Below are 24,099 nucleotides of genomic sequence, written 5' to 3'. Positions count from 1 at the left end.
ATAGACTGGGTCCTTTCTCTGCTAACTGCTCGCAATGTCCCACACAGGAGAAGTATAAAAAGGCTTTTCACCGTGAGATACTCTCTCTTTGTTAATCTCAACTTGAAGTTTTAATTTTCTTATAAATTCTTTTTTTGCATGACGAATTGTCAAATCAAGTGCAACTGCCAACCATAAAAGACTTCATTCGGTGTTTTCCAGCCTAAGGCCTTGCGAGGGCGGTTGTTTAATTGTTCAACAAAAGCGCTAATCGTTTGGTCATCTTGACCGTCTAATTCTGTGCCTTTAGGGAAATATTCTCGAATTAAACCATTGATATTCTCGTTAGTTCCACGTTGATAGGGTGCGTGAGGGTCTGGGAAGTAAACTTGTGCGTTTAATTCGGTTGAGACCGCCTGATACTGCGCAAATTCGGTTCCTCGATCCGGCGTAATCGTGCGCACGCGGCTCGGTGTGATGGTCTGTAATAAATCAATCATCGCTTGTTTAACATATTCAGAATTAACTTTGACCACGCGTTGGGCCAATAATAAGCGTGATTTACGATCGACTAGCGTGACTAACGCTGAATGACCGGTCTTCCCGCGAACCGTATCACCTTCCCAATGCCCAAAGCGACTGCGATTTTCGGCAGAAATTGGGCGGTCATGAATTGACGCAGTATCATTAAAGCGTCCGCGCCGTTCTTTGACAGTGCCCTTAACTTTGCGTGTTTTACGGGGCAGGCCTAAATTATCGCGTTCAATCCCACGGTAGATGGTATTATAGCTGATTTTAAAAGACGCATTTTCATATGCCAGCCGCCCAGCAATCTGTTCGGGAGACCAATGACGTTGCGTTAAATAATCAATCACCCGCATTCTTAAATCAGAATTAGCTAACAAGCGTGGCCGGCGACTCGCCAAACGCGCTTTTGGATAATGTTCTTATGCAGTAGTCGCTCGATAATTTTCTGAACCACCGTTGCGGTTGATTTCACGACTGACGGTACTTTTAGAACAGCCGACTTGTTGGGCAATCTGGGATTGCGTTAGATCAGTTTTTAAACCAATCAGTATTAATTCACGGTCAATTAAGGTAAGATGTTTATACGGACTCATAGTCGAGTTCTCCTTGTGAATGACTTTGTGGTGATTTCATTATACAAGGACTCAGACTATGAGTCTTTTTTATTTGGTGAGTTGCACTTCAATTGTAAATTCGTCATCTGAAAATTCTTGAAAACTTTTTTTGACCAATAGTGCTAGCTCTTTCTGCTAAAGCATAAACATAGTATTTTTCAGATTCAAAATCTATACGTAACTGCCATTCTTTCCTATAATTATTTTCAGCATTCAGCAAGGAATATCGTAGAGAGTTATATCCTAAAGCATCGATTTCATCTTGCAGTTCTCTTTTTTGAATTTTTACTATAGAATCGTTCATCATTTAACCTCCTCTAAAAGCCCAAGTTTCTTATACCAATCTAAAACAGTTCCTAATTGAATTTGTTGTCCACCACCAGATCCAAAAACCTGTGCAATTTTCCTATCTGTGGATTCGCAATATCATCTACAGAAAATTCAAAATAATCCATATTTTTATTTAATATTTCCGCTTCATTTGGTGTGAGTTTTTTATGTGCTCTTCGAACATTCTCTTAATTAATATCCTTCATAAATTTATATTGATGGTATTCTTTATATTTACTGGTGTAAACATAGGGTAACCCTCGCTCATAAAAAGGAACCGAGTGTCCATCATTCACAGGGCTTGTAAAAGTACCGAATGTGTCACCATAACAATCAATAATAGCCCCTTTTTGTAAAGCTACTGGCTCCTTAATCGGATTTTCCAAAGGATCTAACTCAAATCCTTTGTGGTTAGGCCACTTAATACCCCCGTCATTATCCAAAAATTTAGGCGATCTAACTAAATCCTCATCAATCGACTTATACGCAACTTCTTCCGTTCCTAAAGTAACTTTTTCAGGAATGAAAACTTTTGCGCCTCTGCGTACGTCATTTAACGACCGCGTCTAGTTGATTAAGCACTTCACTGATTTGTTTAGTCGCTGAACTTGAAGCATAGGTAAAGTTATGAATTGCTTTAAATTCAATATTAATCGTCAAATCTTTCACATGTTGCATCGTACTATCGGCATTTGATTTAAAAATTATACTATCAGTCACACCTAACTACTCCTCAATCCTTTTTCACCATTCCGATACCATCTTTACTTGCATCTATGGCCTATTTTTTAAAGCTTACCATAGTAGTTCATGCGATTGACTGATTTGACGTGAACGTCATTAAATTTATTATGAACGTTCTTAAAATATCATTTTTATTGATATCACTAACTATTTATTCAGAGTATGATTTTCTTAACTCCAATCGTCATTACCAATATTAAAAATATGGTGTTCTTATTAGGTAAGACTATCCTAAATTCTGACTTATTCGCACGACAAAAAAGCATCGAAATCATTGATATTCACCGATTTCGATGTTTTACGCTAACTTTAACTATTTTCTCAATGCCCATGGCAAGCATTGTGATACTCCTACTAACCGTCAATAATTGACTTCTGTGTGCATTTCGTGTGCACGTTTCAAATATTTATACTTAACTAAAACTAGTCAAGTACTGCAACAATAAAATTCTATTGTTTATTGATGAAAAATAGATTAACTAGCATATTATTATTTGAGGTGATCATAATGGAAGCTTTAGAGATTGAAAGTTTAGGCATTTTCGTCGAACTAAACGGCAATTCCATTTATATACTTTGATATTTCATGTGTTTAACTTTGAAAGAGCACCCGCATAGTGTTCATTACTTATCCCAAAGCTCACATGGATACTTTGGGTCCTCATGATATCTAAGCAGTTGAATCAAAGCTGAATAATTTACCGCGCCGGCAATCAGGTTATCAAACACCACAAGAGCTGTTCTCCGCCGCTTCCGCCGGCTAAGTTAAGTCCATAAAATATGAATATTAATGAAAATACTGATTTAATGGGATTTGTCGTGTGGCTAAGTTGTTCTTGCAATTTGGGAAAGTTATTGTTTGATGTAGTTCTCATAATATTGTCGAAAATTATGATATATTATCTTAAAAGATATAGATTTATTTTATAAATAATGTAAGCTAACTTCAAATCAATATTCAAAAAGACTAGAAAAATCCTGTGATTTTTTAGCTTTTGTTGGCTATTGATAACTTGATTAATGAGTTCGTGCTTACTAACAAATTTTTTTACTGTCCGACACCAATCAGATAGGGCCTTTTTTATTTTATTAAATTCCACAACTTATCATTTAATGTACTGATGGACTGATTAATTTCTATTCTTTTGGAGTTGTCATTATCCCAAACATAAAAATCAGTTAATCCTCCCTGAGGCGGATAAATACTCTCCGATATATCTCTTAATATCTCTTTTATTTCCGAATTGTCCATATTTGAATTTAAAATTTCATTTATGTCTTTTAACTTCTGAATTTGATAATTGATTTTTCCATTATTATATTTTATTAAAAGCGGTAATAATTGTTGTACCACAGTTTTAATTTCAAGTTCGGTTTCCAAATAACTCACCCTATTCTACTTTAATGGTTGCTTCCCTAAAATATTTACTCTGTCTAAAAGCCATGGTTCTTGAATAAATACTTGATTATTATTTAAGCCGCCTTGGTAGATTTCGCCTTGGTTTCCTACTGGCCCTTTATAAATTGTTGTACCAGCTGGTATCTCAACCTTATAAACTGTATCTATAGTTGATGTTCCCGTTAACGCCCCATTTTTATCTAGCCATTGAGGTTTTACTGCTAAATTGATTCGAACGTCTGCTACCGAACTAGGTGGTATTTCTGTAAACCACTGTCCTAAAGGACTAGTTGAGTCCCCACTTCTATAGTAAATTTTTTGTTCCTTTAAAACCTCGATATCATATCTACCACCATAGAAATTCTTGTTTGGTTGCCCTCTAACTTCATTCAATGGTCCTGGATTGGCATATCCATTATATTTATAAGCATATAAATCATCATATTTTGAAGTTACATTAACACCACTGTCTCCTTCAACAGCTTTGCTAACCTTTGTCAGGAATTCCTCATCTACTGATTTTAACGCAGTTTCCTCAAGTATCACACCTTTTCGCAGATCTTTAAGCGTTGTAACGGCTTTTCCAACGGGAATAGCCAATAAGACTGTCCATAGAATTGCTTTTGCACGTTCTTGCGAGGTTACTTTTTCACCAGTAAAGGGGTCTTTCCCACTAATGGCTTCTAAGAAATCGGTAATTCCTAAAATGCCGCTGACAAACTTCAAACCTTCTTTGTTTTCAAGTTCAATTAACTTTTTACCCGCTTCAGGATTTAATTGACCATCTATATAAACTTCGTATTGCTTATCATAACCCACCACATTCCCAGCTGCACCATAAATTGGAGTCTGAATTATTTTAACGTCAATTGCCGGATCACGTTTGGTAGCATTATAGTTGGTTAAATTCTGATACCATTCAGCGTTATTGAGATTAGCAGGATTGAATTCACCCGTGGTCGTATTAAAATTTTTCGGATTATTTAAAGCTTGGACACCGATTTTAATACTATCCAGAGCACTTATAATGGTCGTATAGTCTGTCGTATGACGTCCTTCAAAATCGTCATATAAATCAAGTATTTTAATTTTTTTAGTATCACTCGAAATATTGTGATCAAACGCTGTCGTTGAAATCCCACCACTATATGGATTCATCTCGCCACCCGGTAGATGATTATTAATATGCGATTTTGAAACCGCCGCCACGGTTGCTTTTTTCATTGCGCGAATATCTGCCAAATCTTTTTGTAATGCACGAAGCTTATCAGAATCTAAATCCTTACCAGTCTGATTAACGGTCGTTTCAAAATCAGTTAAATAGTTATCCAGTACGACGCCAACATCAGTTAGGGCATTCGCAAGCCCTTTAGCCAGTGGGGTTGTCAAGTTAATGTATTCTTTCGCAGCTTGCCAAGTCGCCCCTTGTAACGCTTCTTCCTGAGTGAATGTTGCAACGTATTGTTGATATTGCGTTAAATCTCCTAATGTGGTCATTCTGGCATTGGAAATATTAGTTTTCACCGTAGTCCAGTCAGTATATCGAAACTTAGTCACCGTCGCACCTCGCTTTCTGATTGACGCATCGCTAATTCCAATTGCGTTTGTTCGCGGTATCTATTTTTAAGATTAACCGCGATTAAGTCATTAAATTCTGCAACTTCATTGGCAAATTTTCGATTAGCATCGTTCGTCTCTTCTAAATATCGTTGTGATTCACCAGCCGCAAGTGAACCATCACTATAATAATGGATTTCTTGTAGCAATTGCATTTCTCGTTTTTGAATCGCATTCAACTCACTCGATTCACGTTCTAAATCTAATCTGAGCTGTTTTAACTCATCGACCGCTGTTTGATTTTTTTGTAAGGTTTGTTTCACAATTATTTGATTAGATTTCATTGTTCATTACGCCATTTTTCTGCTTGCAGTATATCCGAATCTTCATGCGCTTTTGCAATTTTTTTAATATCATTTGAATTTTGAAGCGTTAATTCAGAAAATGATTTAACGATCGTGTCCAGTTGATTAAGCACTTCACCGATTTGTTTAGTCGCTGGACTTGAAGCATATGTAAAATCATGAATTGCTTTAAATTCAGTATTAGCGGTTAAATCATTCGCATGTTGATTAGCATTATCGATATCTGATTTAAAAGTCTTATTATCAGGCATGGCATTACTCCTTAAATTCAGTTTAAATCAGTATAGCATAAACAGATATTTAAAAACTATTATATTATATCAAATAAACGATATATATATTAATAAATACTATTTCATGCTATTTATCTTAATACTGGTCGTTATTCCAAGAGGTTCAGTATTAATTATCGTCAGTTGGAAAGCAAAAGATTGAGAAATCAACGCATGCTATCAACATCATAAGTCTGCAAGAGGTTTGCACGTCACCAATTCCTTGGAGATCTTCAGCAATATCCTTGGAATCAGATTGATTGGTTCCGGCATAAGCTACCGTGATATGTGAATAGTCAACCTCACCCTCTTTGTTCATTGGGGCAACGGCCATACCTTGAAAACCATTGGTATCGTAACCTTGACTATTTTAGCATTATCTCAGCGTATTCATTGGATAAGCTCACTTCCGCCATTTGAATAAATTACGTTTACTGTATCATCCGTCCCACCTTGCATATTTTTTAATGGGAATCCTTTTTCCATTATTTCGACACCATCTTTACTTGCATCTATGTCATACCAAACTGATTTTGATAATTTAACTTTTGCCCCAATTGACCATTTTCCTAAATCATTTTCTGTAGTTGAAAATTCCCCACCGTTTTTATTAAATTTAATTTCTTCTAATCCGGATATTGCTTTTTTATCTGCAGTGCTGCATCTCGTTGATTTATCAACTTCATATTTTTCTTAAATTCTAACGTAATAGTTCACATGGTTTACCATTCCGACATGAACGACCAAAAATTTGTTCTCAACGTCATTCAAATATCATTTTTATTGATATGGCTGGCTACATTTCTTGTTAGTATCGCTACACAAAAACAGCAATCACTGTTTTTTTAATAATTGATACACTTTTAACAAAGACATATTGAATCTTATACTATTTAATTTAAAAAAAGCACCAAAACCATTGATATATCAGTGGTTTTGGTGCTTTTTATTTTTCTTATAATGCCCGTGGCAGGATTCGAACCTGTACTTGGAAACCCAAACAGCGACCTGAACGCTGCGCGTCTGCCAGTTCCGCCACACGGGCAAAAAATTGTTACAAGACTATTGTACCAGTGTTAGCAAGCCCTGCCAATACCTTTTTACCAATCTTTGGCTTATAATAGAATCAAAATAACTGGAGGGATTTTTGATGCAAGTTATTACAACCGAAATGGTGCAAAAAGTGATTGTTAAGCGACCCGCCAATAGTCATAAAGGCCAGTTTGGCCGCATTCTAATCATTGGCGGCAACCAACAATATGGTGGCGCGGCCATGATGAGCGCCGAATCAGCAGTCCATGCCGGTGCCGGGCTGGTAACGGTGATGACTGATCAAATCAATCTGGCTAGCCTACACGCTCGGTTACCCGAAGCGATGTTTGTTGACTATCAAGCCCCGACCAACCAACTCGCACAGACCATTCAAAGTGCCGATGTCATCGTAATCGGTCCCGGTCTGGGCTTAAACGCCCACGCGTTAACGTTATTACAACTCACTTTTAAAACGGTAACGGCAACCCAAACCTTACTAGTGGATGGCTCAGCACTGACCTTAGTCGCTAAACACCACTTACGATTACCCAAAACGCAATTAATTCTAACGCCACATCAAATGGAATGGTCACGCCTCAGCCAGTTACCAATTGCCCACCAGACTATTAGCGCTAATCAACAATCATTAGCCCAGTTAGGTCAACCAATTTTAGTTTTAAAGAAACATCACACTGAAATTTATCATGACCAATCAGTTTACCAATTAACGATTGGCACCCCCGCTTTAGCGACTGGCGGCAGTGGCGACACATTAACTGGAATTATTGCCGCTTTTTGCGGTCAATTCCAAACCAGTGTCGCAACGGTCAACGCTGCGGTTTATACGCACAGCGCGATTTCAGATCAACTCGCGCAAACCAAATATGTCACCTTGCCAACCCAGATTATTCAAGCGTTACCGGCGTTTATGGCGCAGATGGCCAATTAACAAAAAAGTTATGACACAAGCCTGAGTATTCCGATATTTTAAACGAATATATTTCTCTGACGCGTGCCAAAACTCATCAATTTCCGTTCAAATCAAAAAAATGAGTATCCTAAATTCAGGATACTCATTTTTTAACTTGATACTCGATTGATAACCGAGTTCTGTCACAGCTTGTTCTTGCTATCCTTTTAAGGCTTCAATTTCAGCCGTGATTAACGCGCGGTATTGCCCCGGTAATAAGTCTGTGGGCAAGGTCAATGGCCCCATCGATAACCGTTGTAACGTTAAAACTTCCTTACCGACCGCATGAAACATCCGCTTGACTTGATGAAACTTACCTTCATGAATTTCAACGGTGATCAAACTAGTTTGCGTCTGTTCATCCGTTTCGAGAATCGTCAATTGCGCCGGTTGCGCTTGAAAATCACTTAATTGGATTCCCGCCGCAAACTGCGCTTGATCCGTTTCCGTCACAATCCCAGCAATTTTAGCCTGATATTTTTTAGCAACATGTTTCTTAGGACTCAATAACGAATGCGCTAAATCACCATCATTCGTTAATAATAATAAGCCGGTTGTATCTTTATCCAGCCGGCCAACCGGAAATAAATCCGCCCGATAATCGGCCGGTGTTAATAAATCGATGACCGTTTTTTGCGGATCAGTGGTCGCCGAAATCACGCCCGCCGGTTTATTGAGTAACCAATAAAAATCAGTTTGATAATGAATCGGTTCGCCATCAACTTCAACAACGGTCGCTTCAGTCACCTGAAACTTACCGTTGCCAATTACTTGACCGTCAACTTGTACCCGACCAGCCTTAAAAAGGGCTTTTAACGATTGCCGACTCCCCACTTGCATATAACTTAGAAATCGATCAATTCTCATTTTAATTTCAACTTTCTTCTAAAGCGGTCCATATTGGTCCCGAGTACAAAATCGGCTAACCGCGTTTTCAACGCTAAGGCGGCGTAAACACCGGCCCCAATCCCAACACTAATCACCAAGACCAAGACACTTTGTAACCGACTGTATGGGTTGAAAACAAGGTATAACAGCTTAACCGCACCGGCAGTGACGATGTACATGATTCCTGAGAAGATTAAGACCCCTGCTAAACGGCGTATGGTTTGTAAGACATCAAAATGGTAGTTGCGACGTAACGCCATCAACATTAAAATCGAACTCGTGGCAAATGCCAAACCAGTGGACGTCAATGGCCCGTACACACGGAAGAAATAAATTGCTGGATATTGCGCTACAATTTTAACAATAAAACCGATCATTAAATAAAAGAGCGCTGTTCGATTTTGATAGAGTCCTTGTAAAATCGCCCCTAAAACCGTGAATAACCCTAATAAAATTGAGATATATGATGAATATTGTAAAACATTGACCCCTAAAGCATCGTAGCCATAAAATAGTGTGTACAATGGACCAGCCACGGCCGCCATCCCACACGCTGCAGGAAGCATGACGAAACTAAAGAGCTGAATAGTACTCCCAATTTGGCGCTTTAATTCCTTTTGATTCCCACGCACATGAGCAGCTGACATCAATGGAATCGCAGTAACCGCCATGGCAGCGGCTAACGAAACCGTAATTGAAATTAATTTATTGGCGTTAACGGCAAATAAAGTATACATATTCCATAATTGATGATCGCTCGCAATCACAAAGTCACTCATCATTCGATTAAAACTAAATTGATCAATAATATAGACTAAATTAATACTGGCATCAATCACGATAAACGGAATTGATTGTTTGATAATGCCTTTAAGCAAATCAGTCGTTGAAACTTCAATTGCGTTATTACTATTTTCAATTAACTTTTCAAGCTTTGGTCGTTGTCTTAAATAGTGCCAGACAAGTAATAATAATCCGGCGATTGCCCCGATAAACGCAGCAAACGTTGCTTGTGTAACGGCGGTCACGTAACTCCCTTTGGCAACTTGTGTAATCATAAAAACGGTAATTGTCATGTAGGCAACTCGTGCAACCTGTTCAACAAATTGTGAGATGGCGGACGGTGCCATTTCAGCATAACCTTGGAAAAATCCCCGCATAATACTGAGTAACGGAATAATCAATAAAGGCCAACAGAGTGAATGAAAAACTGGAATCATTCGTGCATCACCTTGAGAAAGAACGGGTGACAATAAATATAAAGCCCCCGCCGAAAGAATCCCCATCACTAACATTAAAATCAATGATTTTTCAAATAACTTTTTTCCAATGCCATATTCGTTCATTTCATTATAATGTGCAATTTGCTTCGATAACGCCCCTGGAATACCGGCCGTCGAAACAACAATTAAAACACTGTAAATCTGATAACCTCGTCCAAATAAATTATTGGCGGCAATAAAATTAACGCCAAACCAAATTGGCCATGGAATAACATAGACAGCCCCTAAAATTCGCGAAAAAATACTGCCAGCTGTCATCCAAGCAGAACCGCGTAACATCTTACTCTGCGAAGAAGTGTCCGTAGTCCCCGTTTCTGGTGAATTGGTCATTTTTCATAACTCCTTGTCTAAACATCGAAAAGTGTCTTCCTACTATTCTAGTTGATTGCCACCATCCTTGCAATTCCTTTAACAAAACTTTAGAAAATATTTCAGAGTGCGAGTTTTCACGAAAGCTTCTGAGCATTAGCCTAGTTTTGTGAATAAAGTCCGTACTTGGGACTTTGTTTGCGAAACGTAGCTAAGCACAGGAAGCTGTGAGAACGAGCACGTTTTAGGCAGAGTGCTGCGCTCACCGGGTAGCTTCTGAGTATAGCCTAAAATCAGAAATTATGACCGGTTTTGAGTCATGATTTTTGATTTGTAGCTAGACGGAAGAAGTTGGTGTACGCAGAACGTTTTAATCAAAAAAGCCAACTACTCCTTTTTTCAGGACAAGTTGGCTTTTCAGTTATGCTGCTTTTTTCGTCATTCGAATTAACCACCACGTTAATAAAATACTGATGAAAACCATCGCAGCGCCAAAGATTGGCGTGCTGCCCAAGCCCCACGCAGCGGATGCTTGACCGCCGACTAGTGAACCAATCGTAATCCCGACATTAAACGCCGAAATATTTAAAGCCGAGGCCAACGGAATATCATTCGGTGTATATTTTTCAGCTAGTTGCACAATGTAGAGTTGCAGTCCGGGAACGTTCATAAACGCGAAGAAGCCCATCACTAAAACATTGATTAAGCCGAACCAGTGCCCATTCAAGGTGATTAAAAAGAAAATCAAGGTCACTAATAATCCGATAAACATCTTTAAAAGTGCCAACAACGGCTGATGATTCGACCATTTACCTCCCAAGGTATTACCAATCGCCACCATTAAGCCGTAAATTACTAAAATAATGACGACCGCACTTGGCGACCAACCCATTTTCGTTTCTAAAATCGGCGTCACAAACGTATACACGGTAAAAGTACCCCCGTAGCCCAACGCCGTAATCAATAGCGCTAAAACGATTTGACGATTCATGAAAACCCGTTTAATCCCACTAAAATGACTTGGCTGACCTAATGGTAAATCGTTCGGCACTAAGAACCAGTTGGCGATTAAACCGAGCACCCCGATTCCCGCAATAAAGATAAATGACATATGCCATGTTGATACTTGCCCGATAAAAGTTCCAAGGGGCACGCCCGTCACGGTTGCGACCGTTAATCCGGTAAACATGACCGCAATCGCGCTCGCCCGCCGTTCTGGTTCAACAACATCGGCGGCAATGACTGAAGCAATTGACATAAATATCCCGTGTGCCAAGGCTGAAATGATCCGCCCTAACAAGACAATTGGAAAAATAGGCGCAAAAGCGACGGTTAAATTACCGACGATAAACACTAACATAATCCCTAACAATAAATTTTTACGCGGCCAACGACTGGTTAAAATCGCTAGAATTGGGGCACCGATGGTAATCCCCAACGCATACATCGAAACCGTCAAACCGGCTTGACTCATCGTAATCCCAAAATCCTTAATCATCAGCGGCATTAACCCGACACTAATGAACTCGGTCGATCCGATGGCAAAGGCACTGATTGCTAAAGCTAATAACGTTAAATTGGCACGTTGTTTCTGATTCATTTTCCACACTCCTACACTTTTTATTGATGTGTTTATTATTGACTAACAATAAACGTTGCACAATTACGCACTTTTTTGTTATTAGGTTACTCAAAGGTTATAATTGGGTATTATCACAATGAAAAGGTGAATCAAAATTAAAAATGAATGAGAAAATATATAACATCGGCGTTGAAGCGACGATTGAAATCATCGGCGGTAAATGGAAACCGATTATTTTATGCCATCTGCGCAATCAACCCTTACGAACCAGTGAACTGTGCCAGAATATTCCCGGTATCTCCCAAAAAGTGCTCACGCAACAATTGCGCGAATTAGAACGCGATGGGATTATTAATCGTAAAATCTATCCAGAAGTCCCACCCCACGTTGAATATCGTTTGTCCGAATACGGTCAATCACTCAACCAGATTCTCAATCTACTCTGTACTTGGGGTGAACAAAACATCGATCGCCGTCAACAAGCCGGTGAATCGATTAAGGTGTTGCACCACGACCAGATTAATCCACTTTATTAACCAAAAAACTAGCCATCACTATTTTAAAGTGACGGCTAGTTTTTTTGAATCGAAAAATATTATTTACTTTAAGTGGTCTGATACTCACGTCCATCCAACATTAGGCTATTAGCTGCTAAACGATTATCATCGTTGAATTGCCGATTAAACAGATACAAATTTACTCTGATTTTAATTAGATTTTTTTGTAATATTCAAACCCTTTTACTTTCGTTCGTTAAAAACCTCTTTAGCAATATTAATGGCATTTAAAACTTTTGGAAAACCAACATAAGGCAAACAATGAATAAAAGTTTCAACAATCTCGGCTTTTGTTAATCCAACATTCAAAGATCCATTAATATGCACCCTAAGTTGGGAAGCCGTATCCCCTTGTGTTAGTAATGTCGTAATAGTAATCATTTCGCGCTGTTTCAAATCTAATTCTGGCCGATTGTAAACATCGCTAAATGCCCATTCGAAAATATATTTACCTACATCGGGTGCAATGTCCTTTAATGAATTCATGACATTATCCGCAGCTGGGCCGTCTACCATATTGAGTGTTTTCTTTCCAAGTTCAAGTCTATCAATTTCTGTCATTGCTCATTCCTCCGATAACACTTTTTAACTACAGGAGTAACAATACAATCTGGAGTAAACTCCATGTCAATTAGTATTTAAAATTTTATTTTGCTTTTTTTGGTAAATGCTAATCTTCTCATTGATAAAATTTATGTGTTCTTGTAATATTTCTTGTTCATCCTCTAAGCGATGACGTTGATCATATAGCAAAGACATTCGCTCTGACATTGTCTCGTCACCTTGATAGCGCAATACAGAATATTTACGAATTATACGAATTGGCATACCTGTGCTTTTTAACCGTTTGATAAATTCAATCCAAATTATATCTTCTTCTGTATAAATCCTTAGATTATTTTCTTTTCTATGAGGAATAATTAATTTTTCTTTCTCGTAATAACGAAGCGTGTCTATTGATAGACCAACTTTCTTTGAAAACTCTCCAATTTTATATATCATAAAAGTCCTCCCTGAAAACAATGACATAAAGCAAACTTCATGAAGTATTATACAACGTACAATATGAACTTAGATAAAAAGTAGTTCCATTTTGAACTTCTAATCCATGAATGACATTAAATAGTGTTACAAAATATGGAAGATTGTCTGTCAGATCAGGAAAACTAATGGGCAAACTATGCAGCAATCTGACTTAATAACATTGTTAACGTGTTTTTGAGTTGCAACAACCTCCGCTTAACCTAAAATTCCCAATTATCTTAAAAATCAAGATAACTGGGAATTTTCTGTTAATGCTCAGTTGCTAAGCGCAACTAAACACACTCAGCACTTCTTTAATGTGCTTCTCAACCAGCTTCTTCCGTCTAGCTACAAATCGGGAATCATGACCAAACCCAGTCATAATTCCCGATTTTAGGCTATACTCAGAAGCTACCCGGTTGAATCAGGCACTTCTTAATTTGCTACCACATTAACGATTTTATTTGGCACGACAATCACTTTGCGGACTGTTTTGTCGGCGATGAAGTCGGCGATTTTTTCATTGGCCATTGCTAGAGCTTCTAGTGCGTCTTTAGCCAGGTCTTTTTCAACTGTGACTTTGGCTTTCAACTTACCGTTAACTTGTAGAATAACTTCGACTTCACTATCCACTAGTGCAGCGGAATCAAACGTTGGCCATGCTTCGTAACTGATTGATTCAGTATGCCCAAGCATTGTCCACAATTCTTCCATCATATGCGGTGCAATTGGGGCTAACAACTTAACGAAACCTTCAGCATAAGCCATTGGGAATGTATCAGCTTTATAGGCATCATTGATGAAGACCATCAATTGTGAAATCGCGACGTTAAAGTGCATGTTTTCGAAATCTTCTGTCACTTTTTTAACGGTTTCGTTGTAAGATTTCTTCAACGTTTCATCGTTGGCTTGAACTAATTTGATTGAAACTTGATTTTGTTCGTCGGTATCTTCTTCAGTGTATAAACGCCATACCCGGTCCAAGAACTTCCGTGCGCCGGCTAGGCCCTTTTCACTCCAAGAAATTGACGCGTCCAAAGGTCCCATGAACATTTCGTATAACCGTAACGTATCGGCACCATAGCGATCAACCACGTCATCCGGATTAACCACGTTGCCTTTTGATTTCGACATTTTTTCGTGATTGTCGCCTAAAATCATCCCTTGGTTATACAACCGTTGGAATGGTTCTTTGGTTGGCACAACCCCGATATCATACAAGAATTTATGCCAGAAACGAACATAAAGTAAATGTAAGACGGCATGTTCAGCACCACCGATATACATATCAACCGGTAACCATTCTTCTAATTTAGCAAAATCAGCTAATTTATCGGGGTTTTTAGGATCAATATAACGGAGGTAATACCATGAGCTACCCGCCCATTGTGGCATCGTATTGGTTTCACGACGGCCTTTACGACCATTTTCATCCGTTACGTTCAACCAATCAGTTAAGTTGGCTAATGGACTTTCGCCAGTTCCTGAAGGTTTGATGTCGCTCGTAATTGGCAATTCAAGTGGTAATTGGTCTTCAGGCACTACTGAACTCGTGCCATCTTCCCAATGGATAATTGGAATGGGTTCACCCCAATAGCGTTGACGTGAGAACAACCAATCACGGAGTTTGTAACTCACCTGTTCGTGACCCGCATCATGTTCAACTAACCATGGAATCATGCGTTCAATTGCGGCTTGTTTATCTAATCCATCTAAGAAATCAGAATTAATCATTACGCCAGCTTCGTCATAAACGGCTTCTTCTGGATTGCCACCAGCAACGACTGGTTTAATCGGTAAATCAAACTTCTTCGCAAATTCCCAATCACGCGAATCATGGGCTGGTACGGCCATCACTGCGCCAGTTCCGTAAGTGGCTAACACATAATCCGAAATCCAGATTGGTAATTGTTCGCCATTCACTGGGTTAGTGGCATAAGCACCAGTGAATGCACCGGTTTTATCTTTCGCCAAATCAGTCCGTTCAAGATCACTTTTATGTTCGATTTCTTTCAAATAAGCATCAACGGCCGCTTTTTGAGCGGGAGTCGTGATTTTAGCCACCAAAGCATGTTCGGGGGCCATCACAATGTAGCTGACACCGAATAACGTGTCCGGACGCGTCGTAAAGACGGCGACTGAATCAGTTTGCCCTTCAATCGCAAACGTGACTTCAGCGCCCTTAGAACGGCCAATCCAGTTACGTTGCATATCTTTGACACTTTCAGGCCAATCAACCGTGTCTAAATCATCGATTAACCGATCAGCATAAGCCGTGATTTTCAACATCCATTGACGCATTGGTTTCCGATAAACCGGATAACCGCCCCGTTCGGTTTTACCGTCAATCACTTCTTCGTTGGCGACAACGGTTCCTAAATCAGGACTCCAGTTAACGGGTACTTCGGCTTCATAAGCCAGACCCTTTTCATACATCTTTTCAAAAATCCATTGCGTCCACTTGTAGAAACTAGGATCAGTCGTATTGACTTCACGATCCCAATCATAAGAAAAACCAAGTGAATTAATTTGCCGTTTAAACGTGTTAATATTTTTTTGCGTAAAATCAATTGGATTATTGCCGGTATCTAACGCGTATTGTTCAGCGGGTAAGCCAAATGCATCCCAACCCATGGGATGCAACACGTTAAAGCCTTGCATCCGTTTCATCCGCGCTAAAATATCAGTTGCGGTATAGCCTTCTGGATGACCAACATGTAGGCCTTGGCCGGATGGATAGGGAAACATATCGAGTGCGTAGAAGTTCTTCTTATTCTGATCTTCTGTGGTTTTAAATGATTTGTGGCTTTGCCAATAAGCTTGCCACTTTTGTTCAACTGCGCGATGATCGTAAGTCATAAAAACACTCCTCTTCTGGTTTATTTAACGAAAAAAGTCCTATGGTATAAAATACCATAGGACGAATTAACCGCGATGCCACCTAAGTTCTGCCCAACATAAATTAGACAACTCTCTGGCCTTAACGCGGCTCACGTTTCAACTTACTTAATTCGGTCGAAAACTCAAAGGCGAGTTCATCAGTATTAAAGACGTATTCTCACTAACCATACGCTCACTGAACACTTAATACTGACTACTAATCCTCTTCAACGTTAAATAATTGTTCTTAGCATACCAAACTATCACTTCAATTTCAAGGTTTGACCGACTAAGATTAAATCTGAATGTAGATTATTGATTTGTTTCAATTGGGTGATTGATAATTTGTTCTTTTGCGCGATTGACCAGAGACTATCACCAGACTTGACGGTATAAGTCTTCGCCGTTGATGCAGTCCCTTGGTTATTGTTTGACGTGCTGCTAGTCGTCGTGCTACCGAGTTTTAACACTTGACCCGGATAGATGAAATTATTTTTAATATTATTTAATTGAACTAATTTCGCCATCGAGATGCCGGATTTATTGGCAATTGCCCAAACTGAATCGCCGGATTTAACCGTGTACGTTTTACCAGTTTGATTAGTCGTCGTAGAACCCGAACCAGTGTTACCGGTACTAGTACTACCAGAACCACTTTGACTCACAACTAAGACTTGACCCGGATAGATAAAGTTGTTGCGGATACTATTCCACTTCACTAAATTCGCCATTGAAATACCGTGTTTATTGGCAATCGCCCAAACTGAATCACCGGACTTAACGGTATACTTCGTCCCAGTTGCCGGCGTGGTTGGTGTCGTCGTGCTGCCGGTATTACCACTATTACTGTTACCACTGCCAGATGCTGTTTTAGAAACAATTAAAACGTCGCCCGGGTGAATCATATTGTTCTTAATGTTGTTCCAACTAATTAAATTAGCCATTGAAATACCGTGTTTATTGGCAATTGCCCAGACTGAATCACCGGACTTAACGGTATACTTCGTCCCAGTTGCCGGTGTGGTTGGCGTGGTTGTGCTACCCGTGTTACCACTATTACCGTTGCCATTACCCGTTGCTGTTTTAGAAACAATTAAAACATCGCCAGGGTGAATCATATTATTCTTAATGTTATTCCAACTAATTAAGTTAGTCGTTGAAATCCCAAACTTATGGGCGATTCCCCAAACTGAATCACCAGATTTAACCGTGTATTTCGTGCCATTAGCAGGCGTGGTTGGCGTCGTCGTGCTACCAGTATTACCACCATTATTATTACCGGTACTACTACCAGGTGTATCGTATTGCGTTAAATTATATTGTTGAATCAAACGATTCAAACTTGATGCATAATTAGTCGCAGTGGCGTAACGTCCTTGTAAATATTGCGTTGCTTGTTGATAATTGCTCGTATAGCTCTTAAACGCGCCTTGGTAGTAAGGCGTTGCGCCAAACGACGTATTCTTCAAAACGTGCACATAATCTTGCAATGATTGGTAGTATGAAGGATATTTTCTAAAAGCAGCTTGAATTTGGTACAAGTTTCCATGACCATCATCTTCATTAGTCCACATATAAACGGAACTACCGTTGTATGACCCTTTAACGCCGAATAAGTTATAATTAGGGGCTTTACCTAATGAGCTACTCCCAAAACCAGATTCCAAAGAAGCTTGGGCAATCATGACCGAAGCATATAAATTGTTATCACTGGCTAATTGGCGGGCTGAGCTGGCCACTGAATTGATAAAAGCTTGAGCACTCGTACTAGCTGCTGACATAATCACGCGGGCTGAAGCCGCATTAGCACTAGTGCTCTGAACACCAACGATTGGTTGAGCTTTGGTAGGTGTTGGTTGGGCTGAAGCCACTTTATTGGCCTCATTTTCAGTCACTTGTGGCTTTACCGCTGGCTGTTGCGTTGATTGGCTAGTCGCTGTTGATTGGCTGCTCGTTGATTGCGCACTACTCGTAACCGCTGAACTGGTGACACTAGAACTCGTCGTATTATTAACCACTGAGCTACTTGTATTGGTCGTAGCCGTTTGATCTTGATTATTTTGAACGGCTTCAGTAGCCGCTTTAGCTTTACCGCTTGAAAAACTAGGCGCAATTGCGGAGCCCATTAAAACACTGGCCCCAGCAAACGTCGTGACATTCCGCATTTTTTTGATGCGAATCTCATTTTTTTGTTTATGTAAATTTAATTTCTGGACAGCAATACGCTGTTTTCTGGTTTCTTTCATTTTTAGACCCTCCAATGAAGTCGATTGCACGATTTAATTGAGCTTCAACTAGTGTATAGTATAATATTAATTTCTCGACAAAACAATCTATTTGTTAAACCACTTTAATTATTTGTACTATTACATCAAATTATTGTATGATCGTAGTTAAGCTAATACTAGCTAGAAAGGAACACCTTGCATGTCGAATCAACAAAAACAGATTTCTTTTACGCTGACCTGTTTCAGCGCTTTCGTCCTCTTACTCTTTAGTATTACAACTCGCGCCGCTTGGGTCAAACAATTTGATTATACAATCAATGATTGGCTTCATCAGAGTCTATCGTTAAAGTTCAAACCAATCCTAATCGGCATTACGACTTTGGGCAACCCAACCAGTATCATTGGACTTGTTTTACTGGTTTGCCTAATTTGTTACCATTACAAATTATATTCGGCTGCTGGTTTCGTGCTCTTCAACGTCACCATTTATACCAGTCTCAACCACGTCATTAAAGGCTTAGTTGCCAGACCACGCCCTGCTTATGAACATTTCGTTCACGCGGGTGGCTATAGTTTTCCCAGTGGTCATGCTTCCGGTAGTTTACTTTTTTGGGGTTCATTATGGATTTTGAGTCGTTATTTGATTCAGAATCGAACCTGGCGCCGGGTTTCGACTATTGTCTGCGCCTTATTGCCCTTACTAATCGGACTCAGTCGGATTTACGTTCAAGTTCACTATCCGACCGATGTGCTCGGTGGCTTTTTATTAGCGGCCGGTTGCTTAAGCCTAACTTCGTTAGCCTTTAAACAACAACAACTATTCCCCAACCTTCACGATTAACATTCAAAGGAGTTTTCACCTATGATTCTGACAGATCCAGTTCAATTCGCCCACCAACTATTAGCAAAAGCCATTCGTCCCGGCGACATCGTCATTGATGCCACCGTCGGCTATGGTCATGACACCCATTTTCTAGCTGAAAAGGTTGCTGATTTTGGCCACGTTTACGGTTTTGACTTGCAAAAATCGGCGCTTGATATCTGCACCGATCGTTTGACTAAAGCCAATTTACATCAACAAGTGACCCTCTACAATCAAGGTCACGAACGGATTATTACGGCTTTAGCGCCCGACCTCAAAGTCCAAGCAGCTATTTTTAGTTTGGGTATTCTATCGGCCGAGACCGCTACTCAAACGACTTTACCGAACACCACAATTTCAGCCTACCATCAGATCTTATCGCGTTTGAATCGTGGCGGTTTATTGGTTTTTGTCAGTGAAACCCAATTCAACCCCTCAGACGAAGAAATCAATTATTTGGTTGCTGACCTCACCCATTTAAACCCGGACCATTACCAAGTTAGTCGTTATCAAGGCATTAATCACTCAAGTGGCCAAGTCCTCGCTATCGAAAAAAAATAAAGACAACAAAAAAATACGATTCGCCAAAATCACTTTGGCGAATCGTATTTTTTTGTTGCTACGTTTAGACAATCTTAGTGCCATGGGCTTCGGTCACCCCTAATGCGGTCGTAATTGTTGTGACGTTCACTGCTGTCACGCCACCACCTGGCAAGATGACTAAGCGACCATCGGCAATCGCCACGAGTTCTTTTAAGTGGTCTTGATTTAAAGGTTGATCAAGTGGTCCACCATGCGTCAAAATTCGTTTAACCTCATGTTCGGCTAACCAATCAATTGCCGTAGCTTGTTGGGCTGCCGGAATCTCATCAAACGCCATATGGAAGACAACTTGCATCCCGTTAGCGGCGCCAATCAACATTTCCATCGCTTCATCGTCGATTTGATTTTCCGGCGTTAAACAACCCAGGACAATCCCATCGGCACCCAATTCTTGGGCTGAAAAAATATCGGCTTCCATGATTTTTAATTCTTGATCATTATAGACAAAGTTCCCACCACGGGGACGAATCATGACCATTACTGGTACATCGTGTTCGTGGGCATAGCGCACAGCTTCAGCCATGACGCCCCGACTGACAGTTGTGCCACCGACGGCTAAATTATCGTTTAATTCAATCCGTTTCGCACCTTGGCGAATCGCGGCGGGGATTGCTGTAAAATTCTCAACACAAACTTCTTTGATTAACAATTGAAAAACTCCCTTCAAACTTCAATTAAGCGAATAACATGGCGCCTAGTACTAATAATCCCAAGATAATCCGGTACCAACCAAATACTTTGAAATCATGTTTCTTAATGTAGTCCATCAAGAATTTAATCGACACGATTGAAATAATGAATGACACGACCATCCCAATTAACAGAATGATCGTTTGATCACCCGTAAACGTATTGCCTTCATAGAAGAATTTGCCAACCTTCAAGACACTGACCCCGACCATGGTTGGAATCGCCATGAAAAATGAGAATTCAGCCCCGACAAATCGAGAGGTCCCAATAATGATTGCCCCTAGAATTGTAGCGCCTGAACGTGAAGTCCCTGGAATAATTGATAACGCTTGGAAACAGCCAATCCAAAAGGCGGTTAAATAAGGCAACGTATTTAAATCGGTAAATTTCGGCGTAACGCTTTTATTCCGATTCTCAATCACAATGAACAAAATCCCATAAAGAATCAACATGCTGGCAACCACCCAATTGTTCATTAAATGGGCATCCATCCAATCGTTCAACGGAAAACCAATCACGACTGATGGAATCACGGCAATCACGACTTTAGACCATAACGTCCAAGTTTGTTTCTGTTCTAAACCCGTTTTACGGGGTGAAAATGGGTTTAACTTGTGGAAAAATAGGACGACGACCGCTAAAATCGCGCCGAATTGAATCACATAATTAAACATATCCATGAACGCTTTGGTTTCACCCATCTTTAAGACACTACCGACTAACACTAAATGACCAGTCGAACTAATTGGTAACCATTCGGTAAAGCCTTCGACAATCCCTAATATAATCGTTTTAATCACATTCAACGTAAACACAACACTCTTCCCTTCGTAAATCATAATCGCTTATTAGTATACTGATTTTGAAGCCTGATAACAGCCCCTAATCAATAGCTTAAGCTTTTTTTTATTATAAGGTATTTTCATCATAGGCTAAATGCCGCGCTTCTAAAACCGCTCTAAAATCAGCCGGCAACGGACTCTTCACCGTAATGATTTTTTCTTCAAACGGATGATAAAATTGTAATTGCCGACAATGTAACGCCTGGCGCGGTAGTAAATCGTCCGCTTCGCCATAGAGATTATCGCCGATTAGCGGATGGCCAATTGATTTAAAATGGACGCGAATCTGATGCGTCCGGCCGGTTAATAATTGTAATTTAACGAGCGTTGCATCATCACCATGCGCCGCTTGCCAATATTCAGTCAACGAACGCTTGCCACCCGGTGCGACCACCCGCCGCATATAGAAATCTTCCGAACGTTTAATCGGTCGATCAATCCAGGCGTGGTTCGGCATATCTTCGCGCATATCACCACTGGCAATCGCGACGTAAGTTTTTTGCAATTCTTTAGATTGCAGCTGCTTATCGACTAAGCTGTGGGCAAAACCGTGTTTGGTGAACATCATCAAACCGCTCGTGTCGCGGTCTAACCGAGTCACCACGTGAACGACTTGGCTTTCAGCGTGTTCGTCAATCAAATATTGTTTGACGTAATTAGCCATTGTGTTGCTTGGGTGTTGCGGTGCTGGTAACGACGCCACAAATGCCGGTTTATCGACCACTAAAAAATGGTCGTCTTCATAAACCACCCGTAAATCCCCTTTAACGGGAATCACGTGTTCGACGGCCACTTCTGGTGCGAGATAAATGGTGACTAAATCATTCTGAACCAATTTAGCATTCGTATAGGCTTCTTGTCCATTGACTAAAATCGTCCCGCCTGCAAACTTAATTTTGGCTAACTGACTTCTAGATAAACCATGGTGCCGTAAAAAGTTGCGTAAAACACAACCTTCTGATTCTTGATACTGCCATTCAAATTTCATGTTTTGTCCCAATAAATGCATCTTCGACACGATCCCAGAAATAAGTATGCCGGTATCGTGCAAATTGTATTCTTTCTTTTGCGATTTTAAATTGCATTTCTGCAATTGGTCGATCTTTCGACGTAAATTGATCAATCGTGACCACGTAGTCACTCGTCTTCGACGGTTTTAATAATAACCATTCATTAGATGGCAAGATGACCGGCGAGGATAACGTCCGGTAGACCCGATTGTTAATTGACGCAATTTCAGTCAGCTGCATGGCGTCTAATTGAGGGTGTAAAACGGCCCCACCAATTGATTTACTGTAAGCCGTTGAACCGGTTGGCGTTGAGACACATAAGCCGTCGCCTCTGAAACTTTCAAAAAAGTTTTCTTTGATATAGACGTCAGTTCGCAAAGTCGCCGCATAACGGCGCAACGTGACTTCATTCAACGCTAATTCACGTTTCATTTCACCCGTATCCGCATATTTAATTTTGACTTCCAGTAATGGATAACTGATACTTTGGCCCATATCTTCTTGCAACGCAACAACTAAATCTTCAACTTCAAAGTCGCGCCAATCAGTATAAAAGCCAAGATGGCCCGTATGCACACCGATAAACCGGATATGGTCTAAATCAGCAGCGTATTTGTGAAACGCTGATAACAAAGTCCCATCGCCACCCACCGAAATCACCACATCCGGATGCTCGCGTTCCATAATGAAACCGGTACTCGTTAACTTTTTGGTCAACCGATCGGCAACATGTCGTGATGAGTTGCCATCGTTGCTATAAACCATCACTTTCAATCGGCTCAGTCCCCTTTTAAGTCATTTTTAGGTGTTTCATCAAGCGTTTTTTGCCATTTACCATATGAGAATAATTGTTGCGCTTCTTGAATTTCTTCCCGAATCTCCGACATTTCTTTATCTAACATGAAGGAAGCTTCGGCCGCCCGTTTCAAACGCGCCTTTAAACTGTCCGGAAATTCACCTTGATATTTATAATTTAAGGAATGTTCAATCGTTGCCCAAAAGTTCATCGACATCGTCCGAATTTGAATTTCAGCCAATATTTTTTTCTCACCACTAATCAGTTGAACTGGATACTCAATCACAATGTGGTAAGACCGATAGCCACTGGGTTTAACGTTCGAAACGTAATCACGTTCTTCAATAATGGTCATATCCGTTCTTTGGTGTAACAGACCAACAATTTCATGAATATCTTCCACGAATTGACACATAATCCGTAAACCAGCGATATCTTGCATATCCTTTTCTAATAATTCTTCAGTAATATAACGACGTTGCATCTTTTCTTTAATACTATCAATCGGTTTTACCCGTCCAGTTACAAACTCGATAGGGGCATGTTCGTTGTTTTGTTGATATTGTTTACGCATGCCACGTAATTTAATTTTTAATTCACTAACCGCTTCTTCATACGGCATTAGGAATTTTTTCCAATTTTCAACCATTTAATTAATACCCCGCATTCAATCTGTCACATACAGTGTTATTTTACCATAGATTAGTTTTGTTGCGCCACGAAACGTCCAAAATACAAATTCGATTACAATTACCA

At 40.0% G+C, this 24,099-nt stretch carries 24 protein-coding genes, 1 tRNA gene, 2 pseudogenes and 1 other annotated feature; of the genes and pseudogenes, 5 read left to right on the top strand and 22 right to left on the bottom strand.

Translation table 11 applies throughout. From position 1 onward, the window contains the following. Positions 1-21: 21 nt before the first annotated feature. The 5 genes and pseudogenes from ACVPPQ_RS07695 to ACVPPQ_RS07675 form a co-directional block, all read right to left on the bottom strand. Positions 22-171 carry an Imm59 family immunity protein gene (locus ACVPPQ_RS07695; RefSeq protein WP_463493780.1) on the bottom strand — a complete coding sequence of 50 codons (150 nt, stop codon included), beginning with the start codon at positions 169-171 and terminating at the stop codon, positions 22-24. Next, a pseudogene (locus ACVPPQ_RS07690) lies at positions 150-1,100 on the bottom strand (IS30 family transposase). The gene ACVPPQ_RS07695 and the pseudogene ACVPPQ_RS07690 overlap by 22 nt, the downstream one beginning before the upstream one ends. A gap of 103 nt (positions 1,101-1,203) precedes the next feature. After that, positions 1,204-1,425 (bottom strand): Imm59 family immunity protein, encoded by a 222-nt coding sequence (locus ACVPPQ_RS07685; protein ID WP_463493778.1) that lies wholly within the window; start codon positions 1,423-1,425, stop codon positions 1,204-1,206. A gap of 214 nt (positions 1,426-1,639) precedes the next feature. Further along, positions 1,640-1,837, bottom strand: coding sequence for a glycohydrolase toxin TNT-related protein (locus ACVPPQ_RS07680; RefSeq protein WP_463493776.1), 198 nt, complete (start codon positions 1,835-1,837; stop codon positions 1,640-1,642). A gap of 163 nt (positions 1,838-2,000) precedes the next feature. Further along, a complete protein-coding gene (locus ACVPPQ_RS07675; RefSeq protein ID WP_463493774.1) occupies positions 2,001-2,171 on the bottom strand; it encodes a hypothetical protein in 171 nt (56 codons plus the stop codon). Positions 2,172-2,839: 668 nt separating this feature from the next. On the opposite strand from ACVPPQ_RS07675, the pseudogene ACVPPQ_RS07670 reads away from it, so the two are divergent. Continuing rightward, a pseudogene (locus tag ACVPPQ_RS07670) lies at positions 2,840-2,959 on the top strand (IS30 family transposase); the annotation flags it as partial. Between the two features lie 317 nt (positions 2,960-3,276). Here the strand turns inward: ACVPPQ_RS07670 and ACVPPQ_RS07665 are convergent. The 5 genes from ACVPPQ_RS07665 to ACVPPQ_RS07645 all read right to left on the bottom strand — a co-directional run bounded on the left by ACVPPQ_RS07665 (position 3,277) and on the right by ACVPPQ_RS07645 (position 6,833). Then, positions 3,277-3,576 carry a hypothetical protein gene (locus tag ACVPPQ_RS07665; RefSeq protein ID WP_463493772.1) on the bottom strand — a complete coding sequence of 100 codons (300 nt, stop codon included), beginning with the start codon at positions 3,574-3,576 and terminating at the stop codon, positions 3,277-3,279. Between the two features lie 15 nt (positions 3,577-3,591). Next, positions 3,592-5,151: a pre-toxin TG domain-containing protein gene (locus ACVPPQ_RS07660; RefSeq protein ID WP_463493770.1), complete on the bottom strand. Its 1,560-nt coding sequence runs from the start codon at positions 5,149-5,151 to the stop codon at positions 3,592-3,594. Beyond that, a complete protein-coding gene (locus tag ACVPPQ_RS07655; RefSeq protein ID WP_463493769.1) occupies positions 5,148-5,495 on the bottom strand; it encodes a hypothetical protein in 348 nt (115 codons plus the stop codon). Before ACVPPQ_RS07655 ends, ACVPPQ_RS07660 begins: the two co-directional genes overlap by 4 nt. Continuing rightward, positions 5,492-5,767: a hypothetical protein gene (locus ACVPPQ_RS07650; protein WP_463493767.1), complete on the bottom strand. Its 276-nt coding sequence runs from the start codon at positions 5,765-5,767 to the stop codon at positions 5,492-5,494. The genes ACVPPQ_RS07655 and ACVPPQ_RS07650 overlap by 4 nt, the downstream gene beginning before the upstream one ends. 982 nt (positions 5,768-6,749) lie before the next feature. Next, positions 6,750-6,833, bottom strand: a tRNA-Leu gene (locus ACVPPQ_RS07645). Positions 6,834-6,938: 105 nt separating this feature from the next. Here ACVPPQ_RS07645 and ACVPPQ_RS07640 point away from each other — a divergent pair. Beyond that, positions 6,939-7,769, top strand: coding sequence for an NAD(P)H-hydrate dehydratase (locus tag ACVPPQ_RS07640; protein WP_463493765.1), 831 nt, complete (start codon positions 6,939-6,941; stop codon positions 7,767-7,769). A 180-nt stretch (positions 7,770-7,949) separates the two neighbouring features. Here ACVPPQ_RS07640 and ACVPPQ_RS07635 read toward each other — a convergent pair whose 3' ends face one another. The 3 genes from ACVPPQ_RS07635 to ACVPPQ_RS07625 all read right to left on the bottom strand — a co-directional run bounded on the left by ACVPPQ_RS07635 (position 7,950) and on the right by ACVPPQ_RS07625 (position 11,870). After that, complete coding sequence (locus ACVPPQ_RS07635; RefSeq protein ID WP_463493764.1) at positions 7,950-8,657, bottom strand: pseudouridine synthase; 708 nt, start codon at positions 8,655-8,657, stop codon at positions 7,950-7,952. Then, positions 8,654-10,291: a putative polysaccharide biosynthesis protein gene (locus ACVPPQ_RS07630; protein ID WP_025083781.1), complete on the bottom strand. Its 1,638-nt coding sequence runs from the start codon at positions 10,289-10,291 to the stop codon at positions 8,654-8,656. The genes ACVPPQ_RS07635 and ACVPPQ_RS07630 overlap by 4 nt, the downstream gene beginning before the upstream one ends. A 400-nt stretch (positions 10,292-10,691) precedes the next feature. Further along, positions 10,692-11,870, bottom strand: coding sequence for an MFS transporter (locus ACVPPQ_RS07625; RefSeq protein ID WP_463493763.1), 1,179 nt, complete (start codon positions 11,868-11,870; stop codon positions 10,692-10,694). Positions 11,871-12,013: 143 nt separating this feature from the next. Here ACVPPQ_RS07625 and ACVPPQ_RS07620 point away from each other — a divergent pair, with 143 nt between their 5' ends. Continuing rightward, on the top strand, positions 12,014-12,388 hold the full coding sequence (locus ACVPPQ_RS07620; RefSeq protein WP_463493761.1) for a winged helix-turn-helix transcriptional regulator: 375 nt from the start codon (positions 12,014-12,016) through the stop codon (positions 12,386-12,388). Between the two features lie 204 nt (positions 12,389-12,592). Here the strand turns inward: ACVPPQ_RS07620 and ACVPPQ_RS07615 are convergent, their stop codons facing one another. From ACVPPQ_RS07615 to ACVPPQ_RS07600, 4 genes are all read right to left on the bottom strand, one after another. Next, entirely contained in the window at positions 12,593-12,970 is a 378-nt protein-coding gene (locus ACVPPQ_RS07615) for a carboxymuconolactone decarboxylase family protein (protein WP_463493760.1), read from the bottom strand. Between the two features lie 66 nt (positions 12,971-13,036). Then, positions 13,037-13,411: a MerR family transcriptional regulator gene (locus ACVPPQ_RS07610; RefSeq protein WP_463493758.1), complete on the bottom strand. Its 375-nt coding sequence runs from the start codon at positions 13,409-13,411 to the stop codon at positions 13,037-13,039. 456 nt (positions 13,412-13,867) lie between these two features. Further along, complete coding sequence (leuS, locus tag ACVPPQ_RS07605) at positions 13,868-16,291, bottom strand: leucine--tRNA ligase (RefSeq protein ID WP_463493755.1); 2,424 nt, start codon at positions 16,289-16,291, stop codon at positions 13,868-13,870. 54 nt (positions 16,292-16,345) lie between these two features. Then, positions 16,346-16,552: a binding site (T-box leader), on the bottom strand. Positions 16,553-16,575: 23 nt separating this feature from the next. After that, positions 16,576-18,558, bottom strand: a complete 1,983-nt coding sequence (locus ACVPPQ_RS07600) for a muramidase family protein (RefSeq protein WP_463493753.1) — start codon at positions 18,556-18,558, stop codon at positions 16,576-16,578. Between the two features lie 181 nt (positions 18,559-18,739). Here ACVPPQ_RS07600 and ACVPPQ_RS07595 point away from each other — a divergent pair, with 181 nt between their 5' ends. Then, complete coding sequence (locus tag ACVPPQ_RS07595; protein ID WP_463493752.1) at positions 18,740-19,381, top strand: phosphatase PAP2 family protein; 642 nt, start codon at positions 18,740-18,742, stop codon at positions 19,379-19,381. Positions 19,382-19,402: 21 nt separating this feature from the next. Then, positions 19,403-19,963 (top strand): tRNA 5-(aminomethyl)-2-thiouridylate-methyltransferase MnmM, encoded by a 561-nt coding sequence (mnmM, locus tag ACVPPQ_RS07590; protein WP_463493751.1) that lies wholly within the window; start codon positions 19,403-19,405, stop codon positions 19,961-19,963. A gap of 64 nt (positions 19,964-20,027) precedes the next feature. Here mnmM and ACVPPQ_RS07585 read toward each other — a convergent pair whose 3' ends face one another. The 5 genes from ACVPPQ_RS07585 to ACVPPQ_RS07565 all read right to left on the bottom strand — a co-directional run bounded on the left by ACVPPQ_RS07585 (position 20,028) and on the right by ACVPPQ_RS07565 (position 23,992). After that, complete coding sequence (locus tag ACVPPQ_RS07585; protein ID WP_463493749.1) at positions 20,028-20,654, bottom strand: copper homeostasis protein CutC; 627 nt, start codon at positions 20,652-20,654, stop codon at positions 20,028-20,030. A gap of 25 nt (positions 20,655-20,679) precedes the next feature. After that, the gene (locus ACVPPQ_RS07580) at positions 20,680-21,534 is read right to left on the bottom strand and encodes an undecaprenyl-diphosphate phosphatase (protein WP_463493747.1); all 855 of its coding nucleotides are present in this window, start codon (positions 21,532-21,534) and stop codon (positions 20,680-20,682) included. A 70-nt stretch (positions 21,535-21,604) separates the two neighbouring features. Next, a complete protein-coding gene (locus tag ACVPPQ_RS07575) occupies positions 21,605-22,525 on the bottom strand; it encodes an RluA family pseudouridine synthase (protein ID WP_056950060.1) in 921 nt (306 codons plus the stop codon). Further along, a complete protein-coding gene (locus tag ACVPPQ_RS07570) occupies positions 22,515-23,321 on the bottom strand; it encodes an NAD kinase (RefSeq protein WP_025083789.1) in 807 nt (268 codons plus the stop codon). The genes ACVPPQ_RS07575 and ACVPPQ_RS07570 overlap by 11 nt, the downstream gene beginning before the upstream one ends. Positions 23,322-23,326: 5 nt before the next feature. Next, positions 23,327-23,992, bottom strand: coding sequence for a GTP diphosphokinase (locus ACVPPQ_RS07565; RefSeq protein ID WP_025083790.1), 666 nt, complete (start codon positions 23,990-23,992; stop codon positions 23,327-23,329). Between the last annotated feature and the right edge of the window lie 107 nt (positions 23,993-24,099).

Source organism: Latilactobacillus parafuchuensis, from assembly GCF_055271665.1.
Note: the sequence above shows the minus strand (reverse complement) of the source record. Positions and strands in the feature narration are given on the sequence as shown.

Excerpts from the sequence above, each read along its gene's own strand:
- ACVPPQ_RS07650 (WP_463493767.1), bottom strand. The coding sequence starts at position 5,767 with ATGCCTGATAATAAGACTTTTAAATCAGATATCGATAATGCTAATCAA.
- ACVPPQ_RS07685 (WP_463493778.1), bottom strand. The coding sequence starts at position 1,425 with ATGAACGATTCTATAGTAAAAATTCAAAAAAGAGAACTGCAAGATGAA.
- ACVPPQ_RS07620 (WP_463493761.1), top strand. The coding sequence starts at position 12,014 with ATGAATGAGAAAATATATAACATCGGCGTTGAAGCGACGATTGAAATC.
- ACVPPQ_RS07600 (WP_463493753.1), bottom strand. The coding sequence starts at position 18,558 with ATGAAAGAAACCAGAAAACAGCGTATTGCTGTCCAGAAATTAAATTTA.
- ACVPPQ_RS07565 (WP_025083790.1), bottom strand. The coding sequence starts at position 23,992 with ATGGTTGAAAATTGGAAAAAATTCCTAATGCCGTATGAAGAAGCGGTT.
- leuS (WP_463493755.1), bottom strand. The coding sequence starts at position 16,291 with ATGACTTACGATCATCGCGCAGTTGAACAAAAGTGGCAAGCTTATTGG.
- ACVPPQ_RS07615 (WP_463493760.1), bottom strand. The coding sequence starts at position 12,970 with ATGACAGAAATTGATAGACTTGAACTTGGAAAGAAAACACTCAATATG.
- mnmM (WP_463493751.1), top strand. The coding sequence starts at position 19,403 with ATGATTCTGACAGATCCAGTTCAATTCGCCCACCAACTATTAGCAAAA.
- ACVPPQ_RS07575 (WP_056950060.1), bottom strand. The coding sequence starts at position 22,525 with ATGAAATTTGAATGGCAGTATCAAGAATCAGAAGGTTGTGTTTTACGC.
- ACVPPQ_RS07625 (WP_463493763.1), bottom strand. The coding sequence starts at position 11,870 with ATGAATCAGAAACAACGTGCCAATTTAACGTTATTAGCTTTAGCAATC.
- ACVPPQ_RS07610 (WP_463493758.1), bottom strand. The coding sequence starts at position 13,411 with ATGATATATAAAATTGGAGAGTTTTCAAAGAAAGTTGGTCTATCAATA.
- ACVPPQ_RS07640 (WP_463493765.1), top strand. The coding sequence starts at position 6,939 with ATGCAAGTTATTACAACCGAAATGGTGCAAAAAGTGATTGTTAAGCGA.
- ACVPPQ_RS07655 (WP_463493769.1), bottom strand. The coding sequence starts at position 5,495 with ATGAAATCTAATCAAATAATTGTGAAACAAACCTTACAAAAAAATCAA.
- ACVPPQ_RS07595 (WP_463493752.1), top strand. The coding sequence starts at position 18,740 with ATGTCGAATCAACAAAAACAGATTTCTTTTACGCTGACCTGTTTCAGC.
- ACVPPQ_RS07580 (WP_463493747.1), bottom strand. The coding sequence starts at position 21,534 with ATGATTTACGAAGGGAAGAGTGTTGTGTTTACGTTGAATGTGATTAAA.
- ACVPPQ_RS07630 (WP_025083781.1), bottom strand. The coding sequence starts at position 10,291 with ATGACCAATTCACCAGAAACGGGGACTACGGACACTTCTTCGCAGAGT.
- ACVPPQ_RS07635 (WP_463493764.1), bottom strand. The coding sequence starts at position 8,657 with ATGAGAATTGATCGATTTCTAAGTTATATGCAAGTGGGGAGTCGGCAA.